Raw genomic sequence first — 16,370 nt, 5'->3', positions numbered from 1 at the left:
GAGGCCGGCGGCCAGGAAGCCGGCGGCGGTCAGCCCGGCGGCCAGAACGCGGTTGACGGAGCGGGTGACGGAGCAGGAGCAGGGCAGCACACCGGGGACGACTCCGGTCTGACCCAGACGCGCTGACCCTCCTCACCTCCGAGGCAACCACCCCGGCCCGGCCCCGCCACCCAGCTGTGACGGAGCCGGGCCGTTGCCGTCGCGGCGCGGAGTCCCGCCCCCATGAGGCGATCCCCGCCGAGGGGTCGGTCCGTCCGACGGGGCGTCGGTCACATGCCCGGGTGCCTGCGGGGGAGCGCCGGACGGAGCGCGGCGGGCCCCCTCGTACACCGGGCCCTCGTACACCGGGCCCCTCCCTGCGCGGGGCCACCCCTCTCCGCGGGCGCACGGCTTCCGCCCCGGCATGCCCCGTGTCACCGGCCCCGGCGGGCCGTGTCAGTCGTCCGGCAGGGCCCTGAGCAGCAGCACCGCTATGTCGTCCAGGCGTCCCTCCGCGTCCCCGCCGTGCCGGACCAGCGCGTCGGCGAGCTCGTCCAGCGGCAGGTCACCCAGGTCGGTGAGACGCCGGCCCAGGTCGGCCAGGGCGTCCTCGAAGTCCGTACCGGGGGATTCCACGAGACCGTCGGTGTACAGAACCAGCAGCGAACCGGGGGCGAGATTCACCTCGGTCGACGGATAGGCCGCCGAGCCGTCGATCCCCAGCAGCGGGCCGCCGGCCAGATCGAGCACCCGGACGCGCCCGTCCGGCCGGCGCAGCAGCGGCGGCGGATGACCCGCACGTGACATCACGGCCCGCCCGTGCGCGGGATCGAGGCGCAGATACAGACAACTCGCGAACAGTTCCGAACCCAGGTCCAGCATCAGCCGGTTGGTGCTGCGCATGACCTCCTCGGGTTCCTGCCCCACGGCCGTGTAGGCGCGCACTGCGGTGCGGACCTGCCCCATCAGCCCGGCCGCCGTCACGTTGTGGCCCTGCACGTCCCCGATCACCGCGGCCGCCATGCCCTGCGTCGGCACCAGGTCGTAGAAGTCGCCGCCGATCTCCATTCCGTGCGTCGCCGGAAGGTAGCGGGCCGCCGCCTCGATCCCGGGCAGCGACGGCAGCGTGTGCGGCAGCAGCGCCTCCTGAAGCCCGTGCGCGAGCCGGTGCTTGGCGTCGTAGAGCAGGGCACGTTCCAGCGCCTGGGCGATCAGCCCCGCCAGACTGGTCAGCACCGCCCGCTCCTCCGTCGCGAAGTGGTGCGCCGCCGTGTACGACAGCACACACGTCCCCACCGGTCGCCCCGAGGCGATCAGCGGCAGATACGCCCACGCCGCGAACTCGGACAGGTACACCAGCGACGGATAGAGACGCTCGAGCTCCGCGCGGTTCTCGAAGAACGCGGGGACACCCGTACGCAGTACCTGGCTGCCGGGGGTCGGTTCCGACAGCGGCATACCGTCGTACCGCTCCACGACCCCCGGGTCCGGGTACCCGCGGTGCCCCAGCACGCGCAGCCGGCCCGCCCGGGACCCGAGGACCACCAGCCCCTGGCTGCCCACCACCGGCGCGACCTCGTCCGCGACCAGCTGCACGACGTCCTGCACCCCGACCGTCTCGGTCAGCGCGCCGGCCAGGCTCAGCACCTGGCTGATGGTGACCAGCCGGGTCCCCGCCCGCCCGGACGGCGGCGCCGAGCGGTGCATCTCGGTGACCCCGCGCGCCCGGCTGATCCGGACACTGAGTCCGTTCGTGCTCGGATACAGCCGGAAGGACAGCCACTCGCCCGGCGGACGCAGCGCGACGAACGAGGTGACGTGCTGGCTGAACATCGCGGCCCGGTAGCGGTCCTCGTACACGGGATCGTTCAGCCACGGCACCGACGCCCACAGCTGGGCGCCGAGCAGCCGGCCCGTCGGGACGCCCAGCAGTTCGGTGGCGGCCGCGTTGGCGAAGCCGACCCGCCCGTGCACGTCGAGCGAGCACAGACCGTACGGCAGCCGGGACACCAACCGCGCCGCCTCCACCGACCCGAGCGTGCCGGCCATGCCGCCCACCAGAGGCGCGGCCAGCAGATCCGGCTCGGGTGCCAGCGGCAGGCTCTGCTCGGCGGCCCGCTCCAGCCGCACCGCCAGCCGGTCGCAGGCGGCGGTCAGGTGATCCCGCTCCCAGTCGGACAGGTCCGGCGGATGCGCGCCGGGCCAGGTCACGAACACCGCCCCGTAGGCCCTGGCCGCGGTCGCCACCGGCAGCGCGGCCAGCGCGAAGGGATACGGCAGCACCATGGCGATCCGGGGGTAGTGGCGGGCCATCTCCTCCTCGCCGCCCACCCAGACCAGCCGACGCTCGCGCACCGCGTCGGCGACGGGGATCGGCGCGCTCAGCCCCACCCGCTCCCACGGGGCGGCGAAGGCGCGCGGCAGCCCGGCCATCACCGCCATCTCCAGCACCGGATGATCCGGCGAGAGCAGATACACCGCCCCCGAGTGGGCGTGCACCTCATCCATCATCGCGGCCAGCGTCAGCGACAGCAGCGGGCGGCCGACCGGCGCCTGCGTCGGCGTCTCGGCGTCCGCCGGCGCCCGCGCGGACGACTGTCCCTCGGACACGCCGACCACCTCCTCGCACGGCCGCGCCCCGCGACCCAATCTCCCCCCTGCCGGGCCGTCGCGCACGACGGGCGGTGAGGGGACGGGCCGTACACCGGGGGGCGGGAGCGGGGCCCGCCCCCGGCCCGCTGCCACGGCGCACCTTTCGGCTACCCCTCCACCCGGGCTCCATGGCCCGCCGCCGTTGTCTCCGGGGCGAACGGGGGCAGGCTGTCCGGCCGCCGGACCCGGAGAAGGGGGAGTCCGTCCGGCCGCCGGACCCGGACGTGTGGGCGGCCCGTCCGGCGGCCGGGACCCGCACAGGGAGAGAGTCCGTCCGGCCGCCGAACGCGCACAGGGGCTGCGCCGGTGTCCTATTAGCGTTGTAATGGCCAACGTGGTCAGTGAGGGCGCTGCGGGACGCAGCACGAGAACGCTGCGTGCGGAAGGTGCCCTGACGGCGATCGCGGTCGACCCGGATGCACCCGAACGGGTGCGCAGGGTCCTGGAGCAGGCTCTCGTCTTCGCCGGGGCCGCGTTCGCCGCCGTGTTCACCCCGGGCGCGGACGGGGAGCTGCTCTTCCTGACGGAGTCGGCCGGGATGCCGAGGACCCTGTGCGGGGTGCGCGACAGCTATCCCGCCGCGGGGCGGTCCCCGGTGGCCGAGGCCCACCGCGGCCGGCCGGTGTGGCTGGCGCCCGAGGATCTCGCCGCGCAGGCCCAGTCGAGGCGCGTGCCGAGCCGGGACTTCCACCTGGCGGCCCTGCCCGTGCGCCGGGGCGGCGGCTGTCTCCTGGCGGTCAGCGAGCGCCCCGGCGGTTTCGGCGCCGACGACCGCGTCTGTCTCGGCCTCGTCGCCGACGCCCTCGTCTTCCCCCCGCCGCTCGCGCTCACCGAGGGCGGTGAGCTGCCGCCCGGTGGCTTCAGCCTCGCCATGGACACCGGCCGGGTCCGGGTCGACCCGGGCACCCTGGAACTGTTCGGTCTCGCGCCCGGCGACTTCGACGGGCGGGTGGAGACCCTGCTGGCCCTGACGGTGCCGGAGGACCTTCCCTCGCTGATGTCCGTCGTCGAGGCCGACCACATGTCGATCGGCGAGCGGGAACTGGAGTTCCGGGTGCTCCAGCCCGCCGGACCGCCCAAGTGGCTCCGGCTGCGCGGCCGGCTGCTGCCCGGTGGAGAGGGGCGCCCGGCCAGGCTCGTGGGTTCCGTCGCCGACGCCGCGACGCTGCGCTCCGACATCACCGACGTGGCCCGCGTCCAGCGGCTCGCCGCCGCACTGGCCACCGCCGTCACCGTCCGCGACGTCGGCAAGGCCGTCGTGGCCGCGTTGCGCCGGCCGCTGCGCGCCGACCGCATCGCGCTGGCCGAGCTGGAGAACGAACGCCTCGTCGTCACCGTCCTGGACCCGCCCGAGCCGGAGGCGTGGCCGGAGCTGTGGCGCGCGGAGTGGCGCACCGAGTGGCCCGAGGCGCCCGTGCGCACCATGCCCACCCTCGCCGCCGCCCTGCGGGAGGGCCGCGCCAGTATCTGGCCGGCGAACTCCCCGCTGGAGACCGCCCTCGCCGAGGTCGGCCCCGGCGGTCTGGCCGTGCTGCCCCTGCCCGCCGGCAACCGCATGGCCGGCGCCTGTCTGATCGGCTGGGACGCCCCGCACGACTTCGGCGCCGACGAGCGGGCCCTGCTCACCGCGGCCGCCGGCCTCGCCGGCCAGGCACTCATGCGGGCCCGCGCCTTCGACGCCGAACACGAACTGGTCGGCATGCTCCAGCGCCAGCTGCTGCCCCGCCGGCTGCCCAGGCTGCCCGGCGCCGTCGCCGTCGCCCGCTATCTGCCCAGCACCGCCGGACTGGAGCTCGGCGGCGACTGGTACGACGTGATCCCGCTGCCGGACAACCACGTCGCCCTCGTCATCGGCGACGTCCAGGGCCACAACGCCGGAGCCGCCACCCTCATGGGCCAGATGCGCACCGCGTTGCGCGCCTACGCCGTCGAGGGACACCCTCCGGACGTGGTGGTGTCCCACGCCAACCGGCTGCTCATGGACATGGAGACGGACCTCTTCGCCACCTGCTGCTATGTCGACGTGGACATGGAGGAGGGCCTGGCCTGGTGCGTGCGCGCCGGTCATCTGCCGCCGGTGCTGCGTCACCCGGACGGGCGTACGGAGATCGCGGAGGCCGAGGGCGGTCCGCCGCTCGGGGTGGTCCGGCAGAGCGACTTCCCCATGAGCCCGCTGCGGCTCCAGCCCGGCGCCGTGGTCGCCCTGACCACCGACGGTCTGGTCGAGTCGCACGAGGCCGACATCGACGAGGGCATGGACCGCTTCGCCCGGCAGCTGGCCGGCTCCGACCCCGCCCGTCTCGGGCCGGTCGCCGACAGCCTGCTCGGCAAGGCCCCGCGCAGCGACGACGTCGCCCTGCTGCTGATGCGCTACGACGGCATGACCTCTCGCCCGCTGCGCGAGAGCTGGACGGTGTGGCGGGTGCCCCAGGCGGTCGGACACGCCCGCCGCTTCACCCGGCGGACCCTGCGTTCCTGGGGCGTGACCGAGGACATCGACGCCGCGCTGCTCGCCGTGTCCGAACTGGTGACCAACGCCCTGGTGCACACCGACGGCCAGGTCCGTCTCGATCTCACCCTGGTGGGCGGCCGGCTGCGGCTCGCGGTCGCCGACTCCTCGCCCCGCACCCCGGTGAAGCCCACCAGCATCGGCTGGGAGGCCACCGGCGGCCGGGGCATCCTGCTGGTCGAGGCCGTGTCGGCGACCTGGGGCACTCTTCCGGTCAGCGGCGGCAAACAGGTGTGGGCGGAGTTCGTCCTGGGCTGACGACACGCCGGGGACACCGGCATCCCCGGTACACCGGCCACCTCCACGGGGCGCCTTGCCACGCCCGGCTCCTGGACGAGCCTGCCCACGCCCGGCTCCCGGACGCCCGCACGCGCCCGGTGAGCAAGCGGCTCCGCCGGGTACCCGTGACGCTTCCCGAAGGCTCACGAGAGGGATACGTCATGGCACAGCACGTCCGCGACATCATGACCGCCGCACCGGTCTCGGTCGGGCCGCACACCTCCGTGGCGGAGGTCGCCCGCGTCATGCGTGACCGCGACCTCGGGGCCGTCCTCGTCACCGACGGGGACCGGCTGCGCGGGCTGGTCACCGACCGCGACCTGGTGGTGCGGTCGGTCGCACAGGGAGTGGACACCGAGGAGACCACCGTGGCCCGCGCGTGCAGCGAGGACCTGGTGACGGTGGCCCCGGACGACGCGCTGGACCACGCGGTGCGGCTGATGCGCGAGCACGCCGTGCGCCGCGTCCCGGTCGTCGAGCGGGGGCACGCCGTCGGCGTCGTCACGCTGGGCGACGCCGCCATGGAACGCGACCCGGAGTCGGCCCTGGGCGACATCAGCGTGGCCCGGCCCAACGCCTGATCCGCTCCGGGACCGTGGGCGCCCCCGGCCCGGCCGGCGAGCCCCCGGCACGGGTGCCCGCCCGGACTGAGGGTGTTTGCCCGACGCGGCACCGGGGACCCGAAGGCCTGCACAAGCAGAAGGAAGATGATGCGTCGTGACAACGGAGATCAGCCACATACCCAGGACCCGTCGGCCGGAGACCGGCTGGGCACGAGCCCGGCGACTACGCGGCAAGGACCCGCTGCGGACCTGCCTGCCCGCCGTGGAGCGCGGCACGCCCTCCACCCCCTCGGGCGCGGGAACGGGGACCGAGGAGAACATCGTCAGGGGCGACGACTAGCAGCAGGACGGACCGGTCGCGCCGCCCCCGGAGACACGGCGGGCACACGACCGCACGCCTAGGCTGGGGCCCATGCGGCTGCTCCTCGTGTCCGACACCCATCTGCCCCTGCGCGCCAAGCGGTTGCCCGATCAGCTGATCGACGAGATCCCCCGCGCGGACGTCGTGATCCACGCGGGTGACTGGGTCGACGCCGACACCCTCGATCTGTTGGAGAGCCGAAGCCGCAGGCTGGTCGCCGTGTACGGCAACAACGACGGCCCAGGTCTGCGCGCCCGCCTGCCCGAGACGGCGTACGCCGGACTCGGAGGGCTGCGCTTCGGTGTGATCCACGAGACGGGACCCGCCCAGGGCAGGGAGGCCCGGTGCGCCGCGCGCTTCCCCGAACTGGACGTGCTGGTGTTCGGGCACAGTCATATCCCGTGGGACACCACCGCGCCCAAGGGACTCCGTCTGCTCAATCCGGGCTCTCCGACGGACCGCCGCCGTCAGCCCCACCACACCTACATGACCGCCACGGTCGACGGCGGCCGGCTCACCGAGGTGGAGCTGTGCCGTCTGCCGCCGCGCTGACGGGCCGGGCCGCTTCGTCCGACGGAAGCGGCCCTGGCACTGTGAGTACGTGCGCTTTCACGGACCTCCTTCCCACGGTCGGAGGCGTCACCGGCCGACTACCCGGGCGCGCCGGACTCACACCCCCTTTCGTCCGAGCCCTTCGGCGGCCGTGGATGGACCGCTCCCTCCGTGCCGCTCAGCGGTGCGCCCGTACCGCCCCAGCGCAGCGCGACGATCTCCGCGGCCACCGACACCGCCACCTCCTCGGGCGTACGGGCGCCGAGGTCGAGCCCGAGCGGCCGAGCACCGGAAGAAAGTCACGCACGATCGGCCCTCCTTCCCCCGGTGACTTCCCCGCACCGCCCCCGCCATCCCGGCCGGATCGCCCGCTTCGCACGTCGCGGGCGCCCGCCGCGGGCCTGCCGTTGTCCACGGGGACGGCGCGGTCGGGGTCCGGGGGCCGGCCCGCTCAGCTTCCCGACGGGCCGGACCAGCCGGCCTCCACCTGCCCGAGACGCACCCGCTGCGGGTGGTCGCCGACGGGCACGGAGACGGTCTTCTCACCGGTGGCGAAGTCGATCGCGGTGACCCGGTCGGCGCCGCTCTCGGAGACCACACAGGACGCCCCGTCGCCGCTGACGGTCGCCCAGTACGGCTTGGACACGGTGACCAGCGGCCCTTCTTCCAGGGTGGTGCGGTCGACGACGGTCGCGTAGTCGTCCATGGTGCCCGCGACGCAGAGCTTGGTGCCGTCGGGCTTCATGGTGATGCCGTGGTGGCGGGAGTCGTTGACCCAGGTGGTGCGGTCGCTGCTGGTGGCGGGGTTCTTCGGCAGGGTCTTGGTGCGGGTGATCCGGTCGGTGGCGACGTCGTACTCGAGGAAGCCGTTGAAGAACGAGACCTGGAAGTACAGCTTCGACTCGTCGGGGGAGAAGGCGGCCGGACGGACCGCGTCCGAGTAGTCCTTCAGTCCGGCGGCGTCCAGCCGCTGGCGCATGTCGATGACCTCGACCTGCCGGAAGGTGGTCGCGTCGACGACCGTGATGCGGCGGTCGCCCTTCGTCCAGTCCAGCCAGGTCGCGTCGAGAGCGGTGTTCACCTCGCCGATGGACATGTTCCAGATGTGCTTGCCGTCCGCGCTGAAGACGTTCTCGTGCGGCTTGTCGCCGGTGGCGAACGAGCCGAGTTCCGCGCCGGTCTCGATGTCCAGTACGTGCACCTTGTTGGAGGTCGAGGCGGAGACCGCGACGCGCTTGCCGTCGGGCGAGACGGCCATGTGGTCGGAGCGGTAACCGGACACGCGGAAGCGCCAGTTGACCTCTCCGGTGGCGAGGTCGAGGGAGACCACGTCGGCGAAGCTGGGCCGGGAGACCACCACCGAGGTGCCGTCCGGGGTGGAGTACATGTCGTCGACGAACTGGTCGTGGCCCTCCCCGACGCTGTTGCGGATGGCCATGAAGTAGATCCAGTGGATCGGGTCGGCGTTGATCTCGGCCATCCGCTCGTCCCGGTCGGGGACGACGTCGATCCGTCCGATCCGCTCGAAGTCACCGGCGGATTCGATGACATCGGCGGTGCCGTCCCAGTTGTTGCCCACGAACAGCACCTCGCGCAGGGCGTCGGCGGAGGTCTGCCCGGCGTCGGCGGCGCTCGCGACGGAGGCGGGAGCGGTGACGGTCCGGGCGAGGGCGGCGGCGAGGACGCACAGGTGCCTGGTTCTGCGGAGCGGCATGGCTGCTCTCTCCTCTGCGGGTGGGGGGTGCGAGCCGAGCTGAGTGGGGCATGCCGAAGACGGAGCCCGGGAATCTGAACACACGTGCTTTCAGAGTCAACTTACTGAAAAGTAAGGAGAGGTGGCCCCTCTCCACAAGACTGCGGACACGACAAAATCGGCCGTGTGGACAAGGAGGGGAGGGCCAGCCGGTGCCGGGAAGTCCGAACGCCCCGAGCGGCCGTTACGCCGGGAAGTCCGCCGAGGAGCGGAGAGCCGAACGGCGCCGGCGCTTTCTCGACGCGGCGCTCGAACTGTTCGGTGCGGGCCCCGGCTACCGGTCGACCACCGTCGCCGCCCTCAGCGAGGCCGCTGGCCTGTCGACCCGTCAGTTCTACGAGGAGTTCCGCAACCTGGAGGACGTGCTCGCCGCGCTGCACCTCCAGGTCAACGACCGGGCGGAGGCGGCGGTGCTGGCCGCGGCGGCCCGTACGGCACACACCCCGGTCGCCGAACGGGCGGACGCGGTCTTCCGCGCCTACGCCGCCGAGGTCACCGGCGACCCGCGGCGGATCCGCATCGCGTTCGTCGAGATCATCGGCGTCAGCCCGCGCCTGGAGGAACAGCGCCTGGCCCGCCGTGCCCAGTGGGTCGAGCTGATCTGTGCCGAGGCCCGGGAGGCCGCTATGCGGGGTGAGGCGGCGCCCCGCGACCACCGGCTCGCCGCGACCGGCTTCATCGGCAGCGTCAACGGTCTGCTCCACGACTGGAGCGCGGGCTGGGTGGAGGCCACCCTGGACGAGGTCGTGGAGGAACTGGTCCGTCAGCTCCTGAGCATCCTCCGCCCGCCCGGCTGGACCCCGGAGCCGGACGGGCCGCCCGTCAGCCGGCCGGCGCGATGTCCCCGGCGAAGATGATCATCTGGTCGATCAGGTCCCGCCGCAGATGAACGACATCGGTGCCCGCCAGCCGCGGGCCACCGCCGGGCGTCGTGAACACCCACCGGTACCGGGCCCACTCGTCCGGCATGTCCACTCCGGAACAGCGCACCATGGTGCCCGGTCCCGCCGGGTGCCGCCGGATGTCCAGCACGAACCGCTCGACCGCCTCGATCCCCTCGCTCCTGCCGAGCGGACCCCAGACGATCACGTCCGAGGTGAGCGCCTGGGACAGCAGAGCGGTCACATAGTTGTCCTCCGACGCGTTGAACGCCGAGACGAACGTGTCGATGGCCGACCGAGCGGTGTCTGCGTGCATGGCCCCAGTCATACCAGCCGGGCCCGGTCACCGTCAGCGGTCCGGGCGGTGACCCTCCGGAACGGCGAACCGACGGACGGGCCGCATGGCCGGACGCCCGGGGTGGAGGAGCCGCCGGAGCGACGCACCGCCCGCCCCGGGACACCGGCCACCGGCCCGCTGTCCCGGTACGGCGCCCGGAGGCGCCGACCGTTTGCGCGTGTCTACTCGTCCCAGGCCTGGATCATCGTCTGCCCGGTGATCTTTCCGTCCCGCAGGGTGAGCATCGACTCCGAGAGCACCCGCACACCGTCCGGGTACCGGCAGCTCTCGCAGTACGCCGCGTGGTCGCCCTGGATGACACACGCCTCGAGCGAATGCGTCATGTCCCGGCTGTAGACGTCGTCGAGCATGGCGGCGATCTCGTCCCGGCCGTGCAGGACCTTGGGATGGCTGGGCCGGCTGTCGCGGTCGACGACGCGCAGCTCCGCGTCGTCCGCGTAGAGCGTGACCAGGTTCGCCGAGGTGTCCGCCTCGATGCCCCGGCGCAGGGTGTCCGTGCCGAAGCGGGACTGTGCCGCGGTTGTCATGATGACCGCCTCCTCCGAGGCTGCGGCCCGGACCTCCGGCAGGCCGAGACGGCCTCTCGTACGAGCCTCCTCCGCCCCGGCGGACAGGGCAAGCCGGGCCCCCGTACGTGCCGCCCCGGGCAGCCTGGTGCGCGCCGCGGGCAGGCAGGCCCCGTACGCGCCGCGCCCGCGGTCACCCGGCCGTCGCCAGGAACTGGGTCGCCGCCAGCTCCGCGTACAGCGGATCGGTGGTCACCAGCTCCCGGTGCGTGCCGACGGCGCGGACCCGGCCCGCGTCCATCACCACGATCCGGTCGGCCATCGTCACCGTGGAGAGCCGGTGCGCGACCACCAGGACCGTCGTCGTGCGCGCCACGTCGGCGACGGTGTCGCGCAACGCCGCCTCGTTCACCGCGTCGAGCTGCGAGGTGGCCTCGTCGAGCAGCAGCAGCCGGGGCCGGCGCAGCAGGGCGCGGGCGATGGCGACCCGCTGGCGCTCGCCGCCGGACAGCTTGGTGCCGCGATGCCCGACGAGCGTGTCGAGACCGTCCGGCATCCTCGACACCAGACCGTCCAGCCGGGTCGTCCCCAGCACCCGTGTCACCGTGTCCTCGTCCGCCCCGGGGCTGCCCAGCAGCAGGTTCTCCCGCAGGGATCCCGACAGCACCGGCGCGTCCTGTTCCACGTAGCCGATCGCGGCCCGCAGCCGCGACAGCTCCCACCCGGCCAGATCCCGGCCGTCCAGCGTGATCACGCCGGAGCCGGGGTCGTAGAACCGCTCGATGAGGGAGAAGACGGTGGTCTTGCCCGCACCGGACGGGCCGACGAATGCGGTCATGCCCCGCGCGGGCACGGAGAACGTCACGCCGTGATGGACGTACGGCAGATCGTCGGCGTACCTGAAGCGGACATCCTCGAAGGTGAGCGCGGCGGGCGCCGTGCCGGGCCCGGGCAACTCGACGGGCCCGGTGGCCGGTTCGGCGGGCAGCCGCAGCGCCTCCTGGATCCGGGCGAGGGCGGCGCTGCCCGTCTGGTACTGCGTGATCGCGCCGACGACCGCCTGGATCGGCGACATCAGATAGAACACGAACAGCAGGAACGCCACCAGCGTCCCGATGTCGATGGCGCCCGTCGCCACCCGCGCGCCGCCCACCGCGAGCACCGTGATGAACGCGATCTGCATCGCCAGCCCCGCCGTGTTCCCCGCCGCGGCCGACCACTTGGCGGCGCGCACACTCTGCCGCCACGACTCCTGCGCGGCCTCGTGCAGCGTGCGCTCCTCCCGGGGCTCCGCGCCCGAGGCCTTCACCGTGCGCAGCGCGCCCAGCACCCGCTCCAGCGAGGCACCCATCACACCGACCGCGTCCTGCGCCCGCCGGGACGCCCGGTTGATCCGTGGCACGATCACGCCGAGCAGTGTGCCCGCGACCGCGATCACACCCAGCGTGACGCCCAGCAGCACCGGGTCCACGAAGCCCATCAGCGCCACGGTCGCGAGCAGTGTCAGTCCGCCCGTGCCGAGACCGACCAGCGAGTCGGTGGTCACCTCCCGCAGCAGCGTGGTGTCGGACGTGATGCGGGCCATCAGATCGCCCGGCTCGCTGCGGTCCACGGCCGCGATGCGCAGCCGCAGCAGATACGACGACAGCGAGCGCCGCGCCCCGAGCACCACCGACTCCGCGGTGCGCCGGAGCACGTACGAACCCAGCCCGCCCAGCACGGCGTTGGCGACGACCAGGGCCGACATCAGCAGCAGCGGCCCGGCGATGCCCCGGTCGTCGGAGAGGTCGTCGATCAGTTCCCGGGCCACCAGCGGCAGCATCAGCCCCGTCGCCCCGGTCATCAGCGAGAGCAGGGCACCGCCCAGCAGGGCCCACCGGTGCGGTCGTACGTATCCGAGCAGCGCTCGCCAGGCGGGCGGCCCCGCATCCTCGGCTGTGATGGTCACGTGGCCCCCCTCGGCGACGGATGGAGCCCCAGGCTACGTCGGGGGCGCCGTCCCGCCGCACGGCGGGCGGCATCACCGATCTTTCCCGCGTAGGGTCGGAGTGACGGACACCGGCCGACCAAGGAGCAGCACCATGGCCCAGGAAGTACGCGGCGTGATCGCACCCGGCAAGGACGAGCCGGTGCGGATCGAGACGGTCGTCGTACCCGACCCTGGACCCGGCGAGGCGGTCGTACGGGTCCAGGCCTGCGGGGTCTGCCACACCGACCTGCACTACAAGCAGGGCGGGATCAGCGACGACTTCCCGTTCCTGCTCGGCCACGAGGCCGCGGGCGTCGTCGAGTCGGTCGGCGACGGCGTCACCGACGTCGAACCCGGTGACTTCGTGATCCTCAACTGGCGTGCGGTGTGCGGGAAGTGCCGCGCCTGCCTGCGGGGCCGCCCCTGGTACTGCTTCGACACCCATAACGCGAAGCAGCGGATGACGCTCGCCTCCACCGGCCAGGAACTCTCCCCGGCCCTGGGCATCGGCGCCTTCGCCGAGAAGACCCTCGTCGCCGCCGGACAGTGCACCAAGGTCGACCCCGCCGTCTCCGCCCAGGTCGCCGGGCTGCTCGGCTGCGGTGTGATGGCCGGCATCGGCGCGGCGATCAACACCGGCGACGTCGGCCGGGGCGACTCGGTCGCCGTCATCGGCTGCGGCGGCGTCGGTGACGCGGCCGTCGCCGGGGCCCGGCTCGCCGGAGCGGCGAAGATCATCGCCGTCGACATCGACGCGCGCAAGCTCGAGACCGCGCGTTCCATGGGCGCCACCCACACGGTCAACTCCCGCGAGAGCGACCCCGTCGAGGCCATCCGCGAACTCACCGGCGGCTTCGGCGCCGACGTCGTCATCGACGCCGTCGGCCGCCCCGAGACCTACCGGCAGGCCTTCTACGCCCGTGACCTGGCCGGCACGGTCGTCCTGGTCGGCGTGCCCACCCCGGAGATGAAGCTGGAACTGCCGCTCCTCGACGTCTTCGGCCGCGGCGGCTCCCTCAAGTCCTCCTGGTACGGGGACTGTCTGCCCTCCCGGGACTTCCCCATGCTGATCGACCTGCACCTCCAGGGACGTCTGGACCTCGGGGCGTTCGTCACCGAGACCATCCAGCTGGACGAGGTGGAGAAGGCGTTCGAGCGGATGCACCGCGGCGACGTACTGCGTTCGGTGGTGGTGCTGTGATGACCGCCCGCATCGAACGACTCGTCACCTCCGGGCAGTTCAGCCTCGACGGCGGCACCTGGGATGTCGACAACAACGTGTGGATCGTCGGCGACGACCACGAGGCGGTCGTCATCGACGCCGCCCACGACGCCGACGCCATCGCCGAGGCGGTGGGGGACCGGCGCCTGACGGCGATCGTCTGCACCCACGCCCACAACGACCACATCGACGCCGCCCCCGCCCTCGCCGAGCGCACCGGCGCCACCATCTGGCTGCACCCCGACGACCTGGGGCTGTGGAAGCAGACCCACCCGGACCGCGACCCCGACGCCTGGCTGGCCGACGGCCAGGTGATCGAGGCCGCCGGCGCCGACCTCACGGTGCTGCACACCCCCGGGCACGCGCCAGGCGCGGTCTGCCTCCACGACCCGGGGCTCGGAGCGGTCTTCACCGGCGACACCCTCTTCCGGGGCGGTCCCGGCGCCACCGGCCGCTCCTTCTCCCACTTCCCGACGATCATCGACTCGATCCGGGACCGGCTGCTCACCCTGCCGCCCGGGACCAAGGTCCTCACCGGTCACGGCGATCCCACCACCATCGGCGCGGAGGCCCCGCACCTGGAGGAATGGATCGCACGGGGCCACTGAGGAGGCCGCCCGGGTGACCGGCGCGAAAAGGCGACAGAAGATGTCCGGCTTACCCGTCACCCTCGAAGCGAAAGCCGAGCAGGGACGACGGGAGGCCGTACATGTCGGAGCAGTTGAAGGACAAGGTCGCGCTGGTGGCCGGGGCGACCCGGGGGGCCGGACGGGGCATCGCCGTGGAACTCGGAGCGGCGGGCGCGACCGTGTACGTCACGGGCCGGAGCACCCGCGCCCGCCGCTCCGAGTACGACCGCCCCGAGACCATCGAGGACACCGCCGACCTGGTCACCGAGGCCGGCGGACGGGGCATCGCGGTGCCCACCGACCACCTGGAGCCGGAGCGGGTGAAGGCGCTGCTCGACCGGATCGCCGACGAGCAGGGCCGCCTGGACGTCCTCGTCAACGACATCTGGGGCGGCGAGAACCTCTTCGACTGGGAAGCGCCCGTCTGGGAGCACGACCTGGACAAGGGCCTGCGCCTGCTCCGGCTCGCGGTCGAGACCCACGCGATCACCAGCCACCACGCCCTGCCGCTGCTGCTGCGCCGTCCCGGCGGCCTCGTCGTCGAGGTCACCGACGGCACCGCCGACTACAACGGCGAGCACTACCGCCTCTCCTTCTTCTACGACCTCGCCAAGTCCTCCGTCCTGCGCATGGCGTTCGCGCTCGGCCACGAGCTCGGTCCGCGCGGCGCCACGGCGGTGGCCCTCACCCCGGGCTGGCTGCGCTCGGAGATCATGCTCGACCACTTCGGGGTGCGGGAGGACAACTGGCGCGACGCCCTCGCAGACGTCCCCCACTTCGCCATCTCCGAGACCCCGCGCTATGTGGGGCGGGCCGTCACCGCCCTCGCCGCCGACCCGGACGTGGCCCGCTTCAACGGCACCTCCCTCTCCAGCGGCGGCCTCGCCCGGGAGTACGGATTCACCGACCTCGACGGCAGCCGCCCCGACGCCTGGCGCTACATCGTCGAGGTCCAGGACGCGGGCAGGCCGGCGGACGTGACCGGCTACCGCTGACCCCCTCCCGCCTCTGCCGTCGGGATCGGCCCGGCGGCTACCGTCACCCCATGACGACGGACACACGGCGTTTCGAGGGATACGGGGTTCTCATCACCGGCGCGGCACGCGGCATCGGCGCCGCCACCGCCCGGCGGTTCGCCGAGGAGGGGGCGCGGGTCCTGGTGGCCGACGCGGACCCGGACGCGGCGCGGAGGACGGCGTCGGCACGGCGGGGGCGAGGACTCGCCGCCGAGGCGTTCGCCTGCGACGTGACGGACCGGGCCTCGGTCGAGGCGGCCGTGGCGCACGCGGTGAGCGCCTTCGGTTCGCTCGACGTACTGGTCAACAACGCCGCCCACTGCACACCGGACGCGTCCCGCTTCGAGGACGAGGCGGACGAGGAGTGGGCCGCGGACCTCGACGTCACCCTCACCGGCGCCTACCGCTGCTGCCGCGCCGCACTCCCGCACCTCGCCGCCTCCGGCCGGGGCGCCATCGTGAACGTCGGATCCGCCAACGGCCTGCAGGACTTCGGCAATCACGCCTACAGCGCGGCCAAGGCGGGCCTGATCTCCCTCACCCGCACCCTCACCGGACACGCGGCCCCGCGCGGTGTCCGGGTCAACCTCGTCGCACCGGGGACCGTCCGCACCCGCGCCTGGGACGGCAGGGACGACGACCTCGAGGCGCTCCGGCGGGTCTACCCACTGGGCCGTGTCGGCGAGCCCGAGGACATCGCGGCCGCCGTCACCTTCCTGGCCTCCCGCGACGCATCCTGGATCACCGGGACCACGCTGGTCGTCGACGGGGGGGGTGCCTCTATGTCCTTCGTCAAGGCACCCTTGTCGGGTTTGGGGTGGTTCGGTGTTGCTGGGGTTATGCGGCGAGCTCGACGTCTTTCGGTGTCCGGGGTTCGTAGAAGGTGCCGTCGCGGAGCATGGCGAACAGGACGCTGATGCGCTGGCGGGCGAGGCGGAGGAGGGCTTGGGTGTGGGTCTTGCCGCGTGCTCGTTGCTTGTCGTAGTAGGTGCGGGAGGCGGGGTCGGCGTTCATGCAGGCGAAGGCGGACAGGAACATCGCCCGTTTGAGTTGCCGGTTGCCGCCTCGGGGTGCGTGTTCGCCGTGGATGGAGGTGCCCGACTGCTTCGTGGTGGGGGCCAGTCCGGCGTAGGAGGCGAGG

The 16,370-nt window shown here is 73.2% G+C and carries 15 protein-coding genes and 1 pseudogene; 9 read left to right on the top strand and 7 right to left on the bottom strand.

The window, feature by feature from the left end; translation table 11 throughout:
- Positions 1–435: 435 nt before the first annotated feature.
- Entirely contained in the window at positions 436–2,589 is a 2,154-nt protein-coding gene (locus B9S61_RS31735; protein ID WP_103545285.1) for a SpoIIE family protein phosphatase, read from the bottom strand.
- Between the two features lie 367 nt (positions 2,590–2,956).
- Here B9S61_RS31735 and B9S61_RS31730 point away from each other — a divergent pair, with 367 nt between their 5' ends.
- The 4 genes from B9S61_RS31730 (at position 2,957) to B9S61_RS31715 (ending at position 6,895) form a co-directional block, all read left to right on the top strand.
- Positions 2,957–5,398: a SpoIIE family protein phosphatase gene (locus B9S61_RS31730; RefSeq protein ID WP_103545284.1), complete on the top strand. Its 2,442-nt coding sequence runs from the start codon at positions 2,957–2,959 to the stop codon at positions 5,396–5,398.
- A 182-nt stretch (positions 5,399–5,580) separates the two neighbouring features.
- A complete protein-coding gene (locus B9S61_RS31725) occupies positions 5,581–6,000 on the top strand; it encodes a CBS domain-containing protein (protein ID WP_103545283.1) in 420 nt (139 codons plus the stop codon).
- 136 nt (positions 6,001–6,136) lie between these two features.
- Positions 6,137–6,322: a hypothetical protein gene (locus B9S61_RS31720; protein WP_103545282.1), complete on the top strand. Its 186-nt coding sequence runs from the start codon at positions 6,137–6,139 to the stop codon at positions 6,320–6,322.
- A 72-nt stretch (positions 6,323–6,394) separates the two neighbouring features.
- Positions 6,395–6,895 (top strand): metallophosphoesterase, encoded by a 501-nt coding sequence (locus B9S61_RS31715; RefSeq protein WP_103545281.1) that lies wholly within the window; start codon positions 6,395–6,397, stop codon positions 6,893–6,895.
- A gap of 98 nt (positions 6,896–6,993) precedes the next feature.
- Here B9S61_RS31715 and B9S61_RS42820 read toward each other — a convergent pair.
- Together B9S61_RS42820 and B9S61_RS31705 are read right to left on the bottom strand one after the other, a co-directional pair.
- Positions 6,994–7,176: pseudogene (locus tag B9S61_RS42820) on the bottom strand (XshC-Cox1 family protein); the annotation flags it as partial.
- 170 nt (positions 7,177–7,346) lie between these two features.
- Entirely contained in the window at positions 7,347–8,609 is a 1,263-nt protein-coding gene (locus B9S61_RS31705) for a YncE family protein (RefSeq protein WP_103545280.1), read from the bottom strand.
- Positions 8,610–8,800: 191 nt separating this feature from the next.
- On the opposite strand from B9S61_RS31705, the gene B9S61_RS31700 reads away from it, so the two are divergent.
- The gene (locus tag B9S61_RS31700; protein ID WP_103545279.1) at positions 8,801–9,505 is read left to right on the top strand and encodes a TetR/AcrR family transcriptional regulator; all 705 of its coding nucleotides are present in this window, start codon (positions 8,801–8,803) and stop codon (positions 9,503–9,505) included.
- Here the strand turns inward: B9S61_RS31700 and B9S61_RS31695 are convergent.
- The 3 genes from B9S61_RS31695 to B9S61_RS31685 all read right to left on the bottom strand — a co-directional run bounded on the left by B9S61_RS31695 (position 9,471) and on the right by B9S61_RS31685 (position 12,341).
- The gene (locus B9S61_RS31695) at positions 9,471–9,845 is read right to left on the bottom strand and encodes a hypothetical protein (RefSeq protein WP_103545278.1); all 375 of its coding nucleotides are present in this window, start codon (positions 9,843–9,845) and stop codon (positions 9,471–9,473) included. The two genes, B9S61_RS31700 and B9S61_RS31695, sit on opposite strands and share 35 nt — an antisense overlap.
- A 203-nt stretch (positions 9,846–10,048) precedes the next feature.
- Positions 10,049–10,414, bottom strand: a complete 366-nt coding sequence (locus tag B9S61_RS31690) for a nuclear transport factor 2 family protein (RefSeq protein ID WP_103545277.1) — start codon at positions 10,412–10,414, stop codon at positions 10,049–10,051.
- A 172-nt stretch (positions 10,415–10,586) separates the two neighbouring features.
- Positions 10,587–12,341: an ABC transporter ATP-binding protein gene (locus B9S61_RS31685; RefSeq protein ID WP_103545276.1), complete on the bottom strand. Its 1,755-nt coding sequence runs from the start codon at positions 12,339–12,341 to the stop codon at positions 10,587–10,589.
- A gap of 133 nt (positions 12,342–12,474) precedes the next feature.
- On the opposite strand from B9S61_RS31685, the gene B9S61_RS31680 reads away from it, so the two are divergent.
- The 4 genes from B9S61_RS31680 to B9S61_RS31665 all read left to right on the top strand — a co-directional run bounded on the left by B9S61_RS31680 (position 12,475) and on the right by B9S61_RS31665 (position 16,146).
- Positions 12,475–13,563 carry an S-(hydroxymethyl)mycothiol dehydrogenase gene (locus B9S61_RS31680; protein ID WP_103545275.1) on the top strand — a complete coding sequence of 363 codons (1,089 nt, stop codon included), beginning with the start codon at positions 12,475–12,477 and terminating at the stop codon, positions 13,561–13,563.
- Positions 13,563–14,192, top strand: a complete 630-nt coding sequence (locus B9S61_RS31675; RefSeq protein ID WP_103545274.1) for an MBL fold metallo-hydrolase — start codon at positions 13,563–13,565, stop codon at positions 14,190–14,192. Before B9S61_RS31680 ends, B9S61_RS31675 begins: the two co-directional genes overlap by 1 nt.
- A gap of 101 nt (positions 14,193–14,293) precedes the next feature.
- Positions 14,294–15,208, top strand: coding sequence for an SDR family oxidoreductase (locus tag B9S61_RS31670; protein ID WP_103545273.1), 915 nt, complete (start codon positions 14,294–14,296; stop codon positions 15,206–15,208).
- 50 nt (positions 15,209–15,258) lie between these two features.
- Positions 15,259–16,146: an SDR family NAD(P)-dependent oxidoreductase gene (locus B9S61_RS31665; protein ID WP_103545272.1), complete on the top strand. Its 888-nt coding sequence runs from the start codon at positions 15,259–15,261 to the stop codon at positions 16,144–16,146.
- On the opposite strand, the gene B9S61_RS31660 is transcribed toward B9S61_RS31665, so the two are convergent.
- On the bottom strand, positions 16,067–16,370 hold a 304-nt coding region (locus B9S61_RS31660; RefSeq protein WP_146065006.1), incomplete at its 5' end, for a transposase. The two genes, B9S61_RS31665 and B9S61_RS31660, sit on opposite strands and share 80 nt — an antisense overlap.

This window comes from Streptomyces sp. SM1 (genome assembly GCF_002910825.1).
Lineage (GTDB): Bacteria > Actinomycetota > Actinomycetes > Streptomycetales > Streptomycetaceae > Streptomyces > Streptomyces okerensis.
Note: the sequence above shows the minus strand (reverse complement) of the source record. Positions and strands in the feature narration are given on the sequence as shown.

Coding starts and splice junctions, on each gene's coding strand:
- B9S61_RS31665 (WP_103545272.1), top strand. CDS start 15,259: ATGACGACGGACACACGGCGTTTCGAGGGATACGGGGTTCTCATCACC.
- B9S61_RS31715 (WP_103545281.1), top strand. CDS start 6,395: ATGCGGCTGCTCCTCGTGTCCGACACCCATCTGCCCCTGCGCGCCAAG.
- B9S61_RS31705 (WP_103545280.1), bottom strand. CDS start 8,609: ATGCCGCTCCGCAGAACCAGGCACCTGTGCGTCCTCGCCGCCGCCCTC.
- B9S61_RS31695 (WP_103545278.1), bottom strand. CDS start 9,845: ATGCACGCAGACACCGCTCGGTCGGCCATCGACACGTTCGTCTCGGCG.
- B9S61_RS31675 (WP_103545274.1), top strand. CDS start 13,563: ATGACCGCCCGCATCGAACGACTCGTCACCTCCGGGCAGTTCAGCCTC.
- B9S61_RS31690 (WP_103545277.1), bottom strand. CDS start 10,414: ATGACAACCGCGGCACAGTCCCGCTTCGGCACGGACACCCTGCGCCGG.
- B9S61_RS31680 (WP_103545275.1), top strand. CDS start 12,475: ATGGCCCAGGAAGTACGCGGCGTGATCGCACCCGGCAAGGACGAGCCG.
- B9S61_RS31730 (WP_103545284.1), top strand. CDS start 2,957: ATGGCCAACGTGGTCAGTGAGGGCGCTGCGGGACGCAGCACGAGAACG.
- B9S61_RS31725 (WP_103545283.1), top strand. CDS start 5,581: ATGGCACAGCACGTCCGCGACATCATGACCGCCGCACCGGTCTCGGTC.
- B9S61_RS31670 (WP_103545273.1), top strand. CDS start 14,294: ATGTCGGAGCAGTTGAAGGACAAGGTCGCGCTGGTGGCCGGGGCGACC.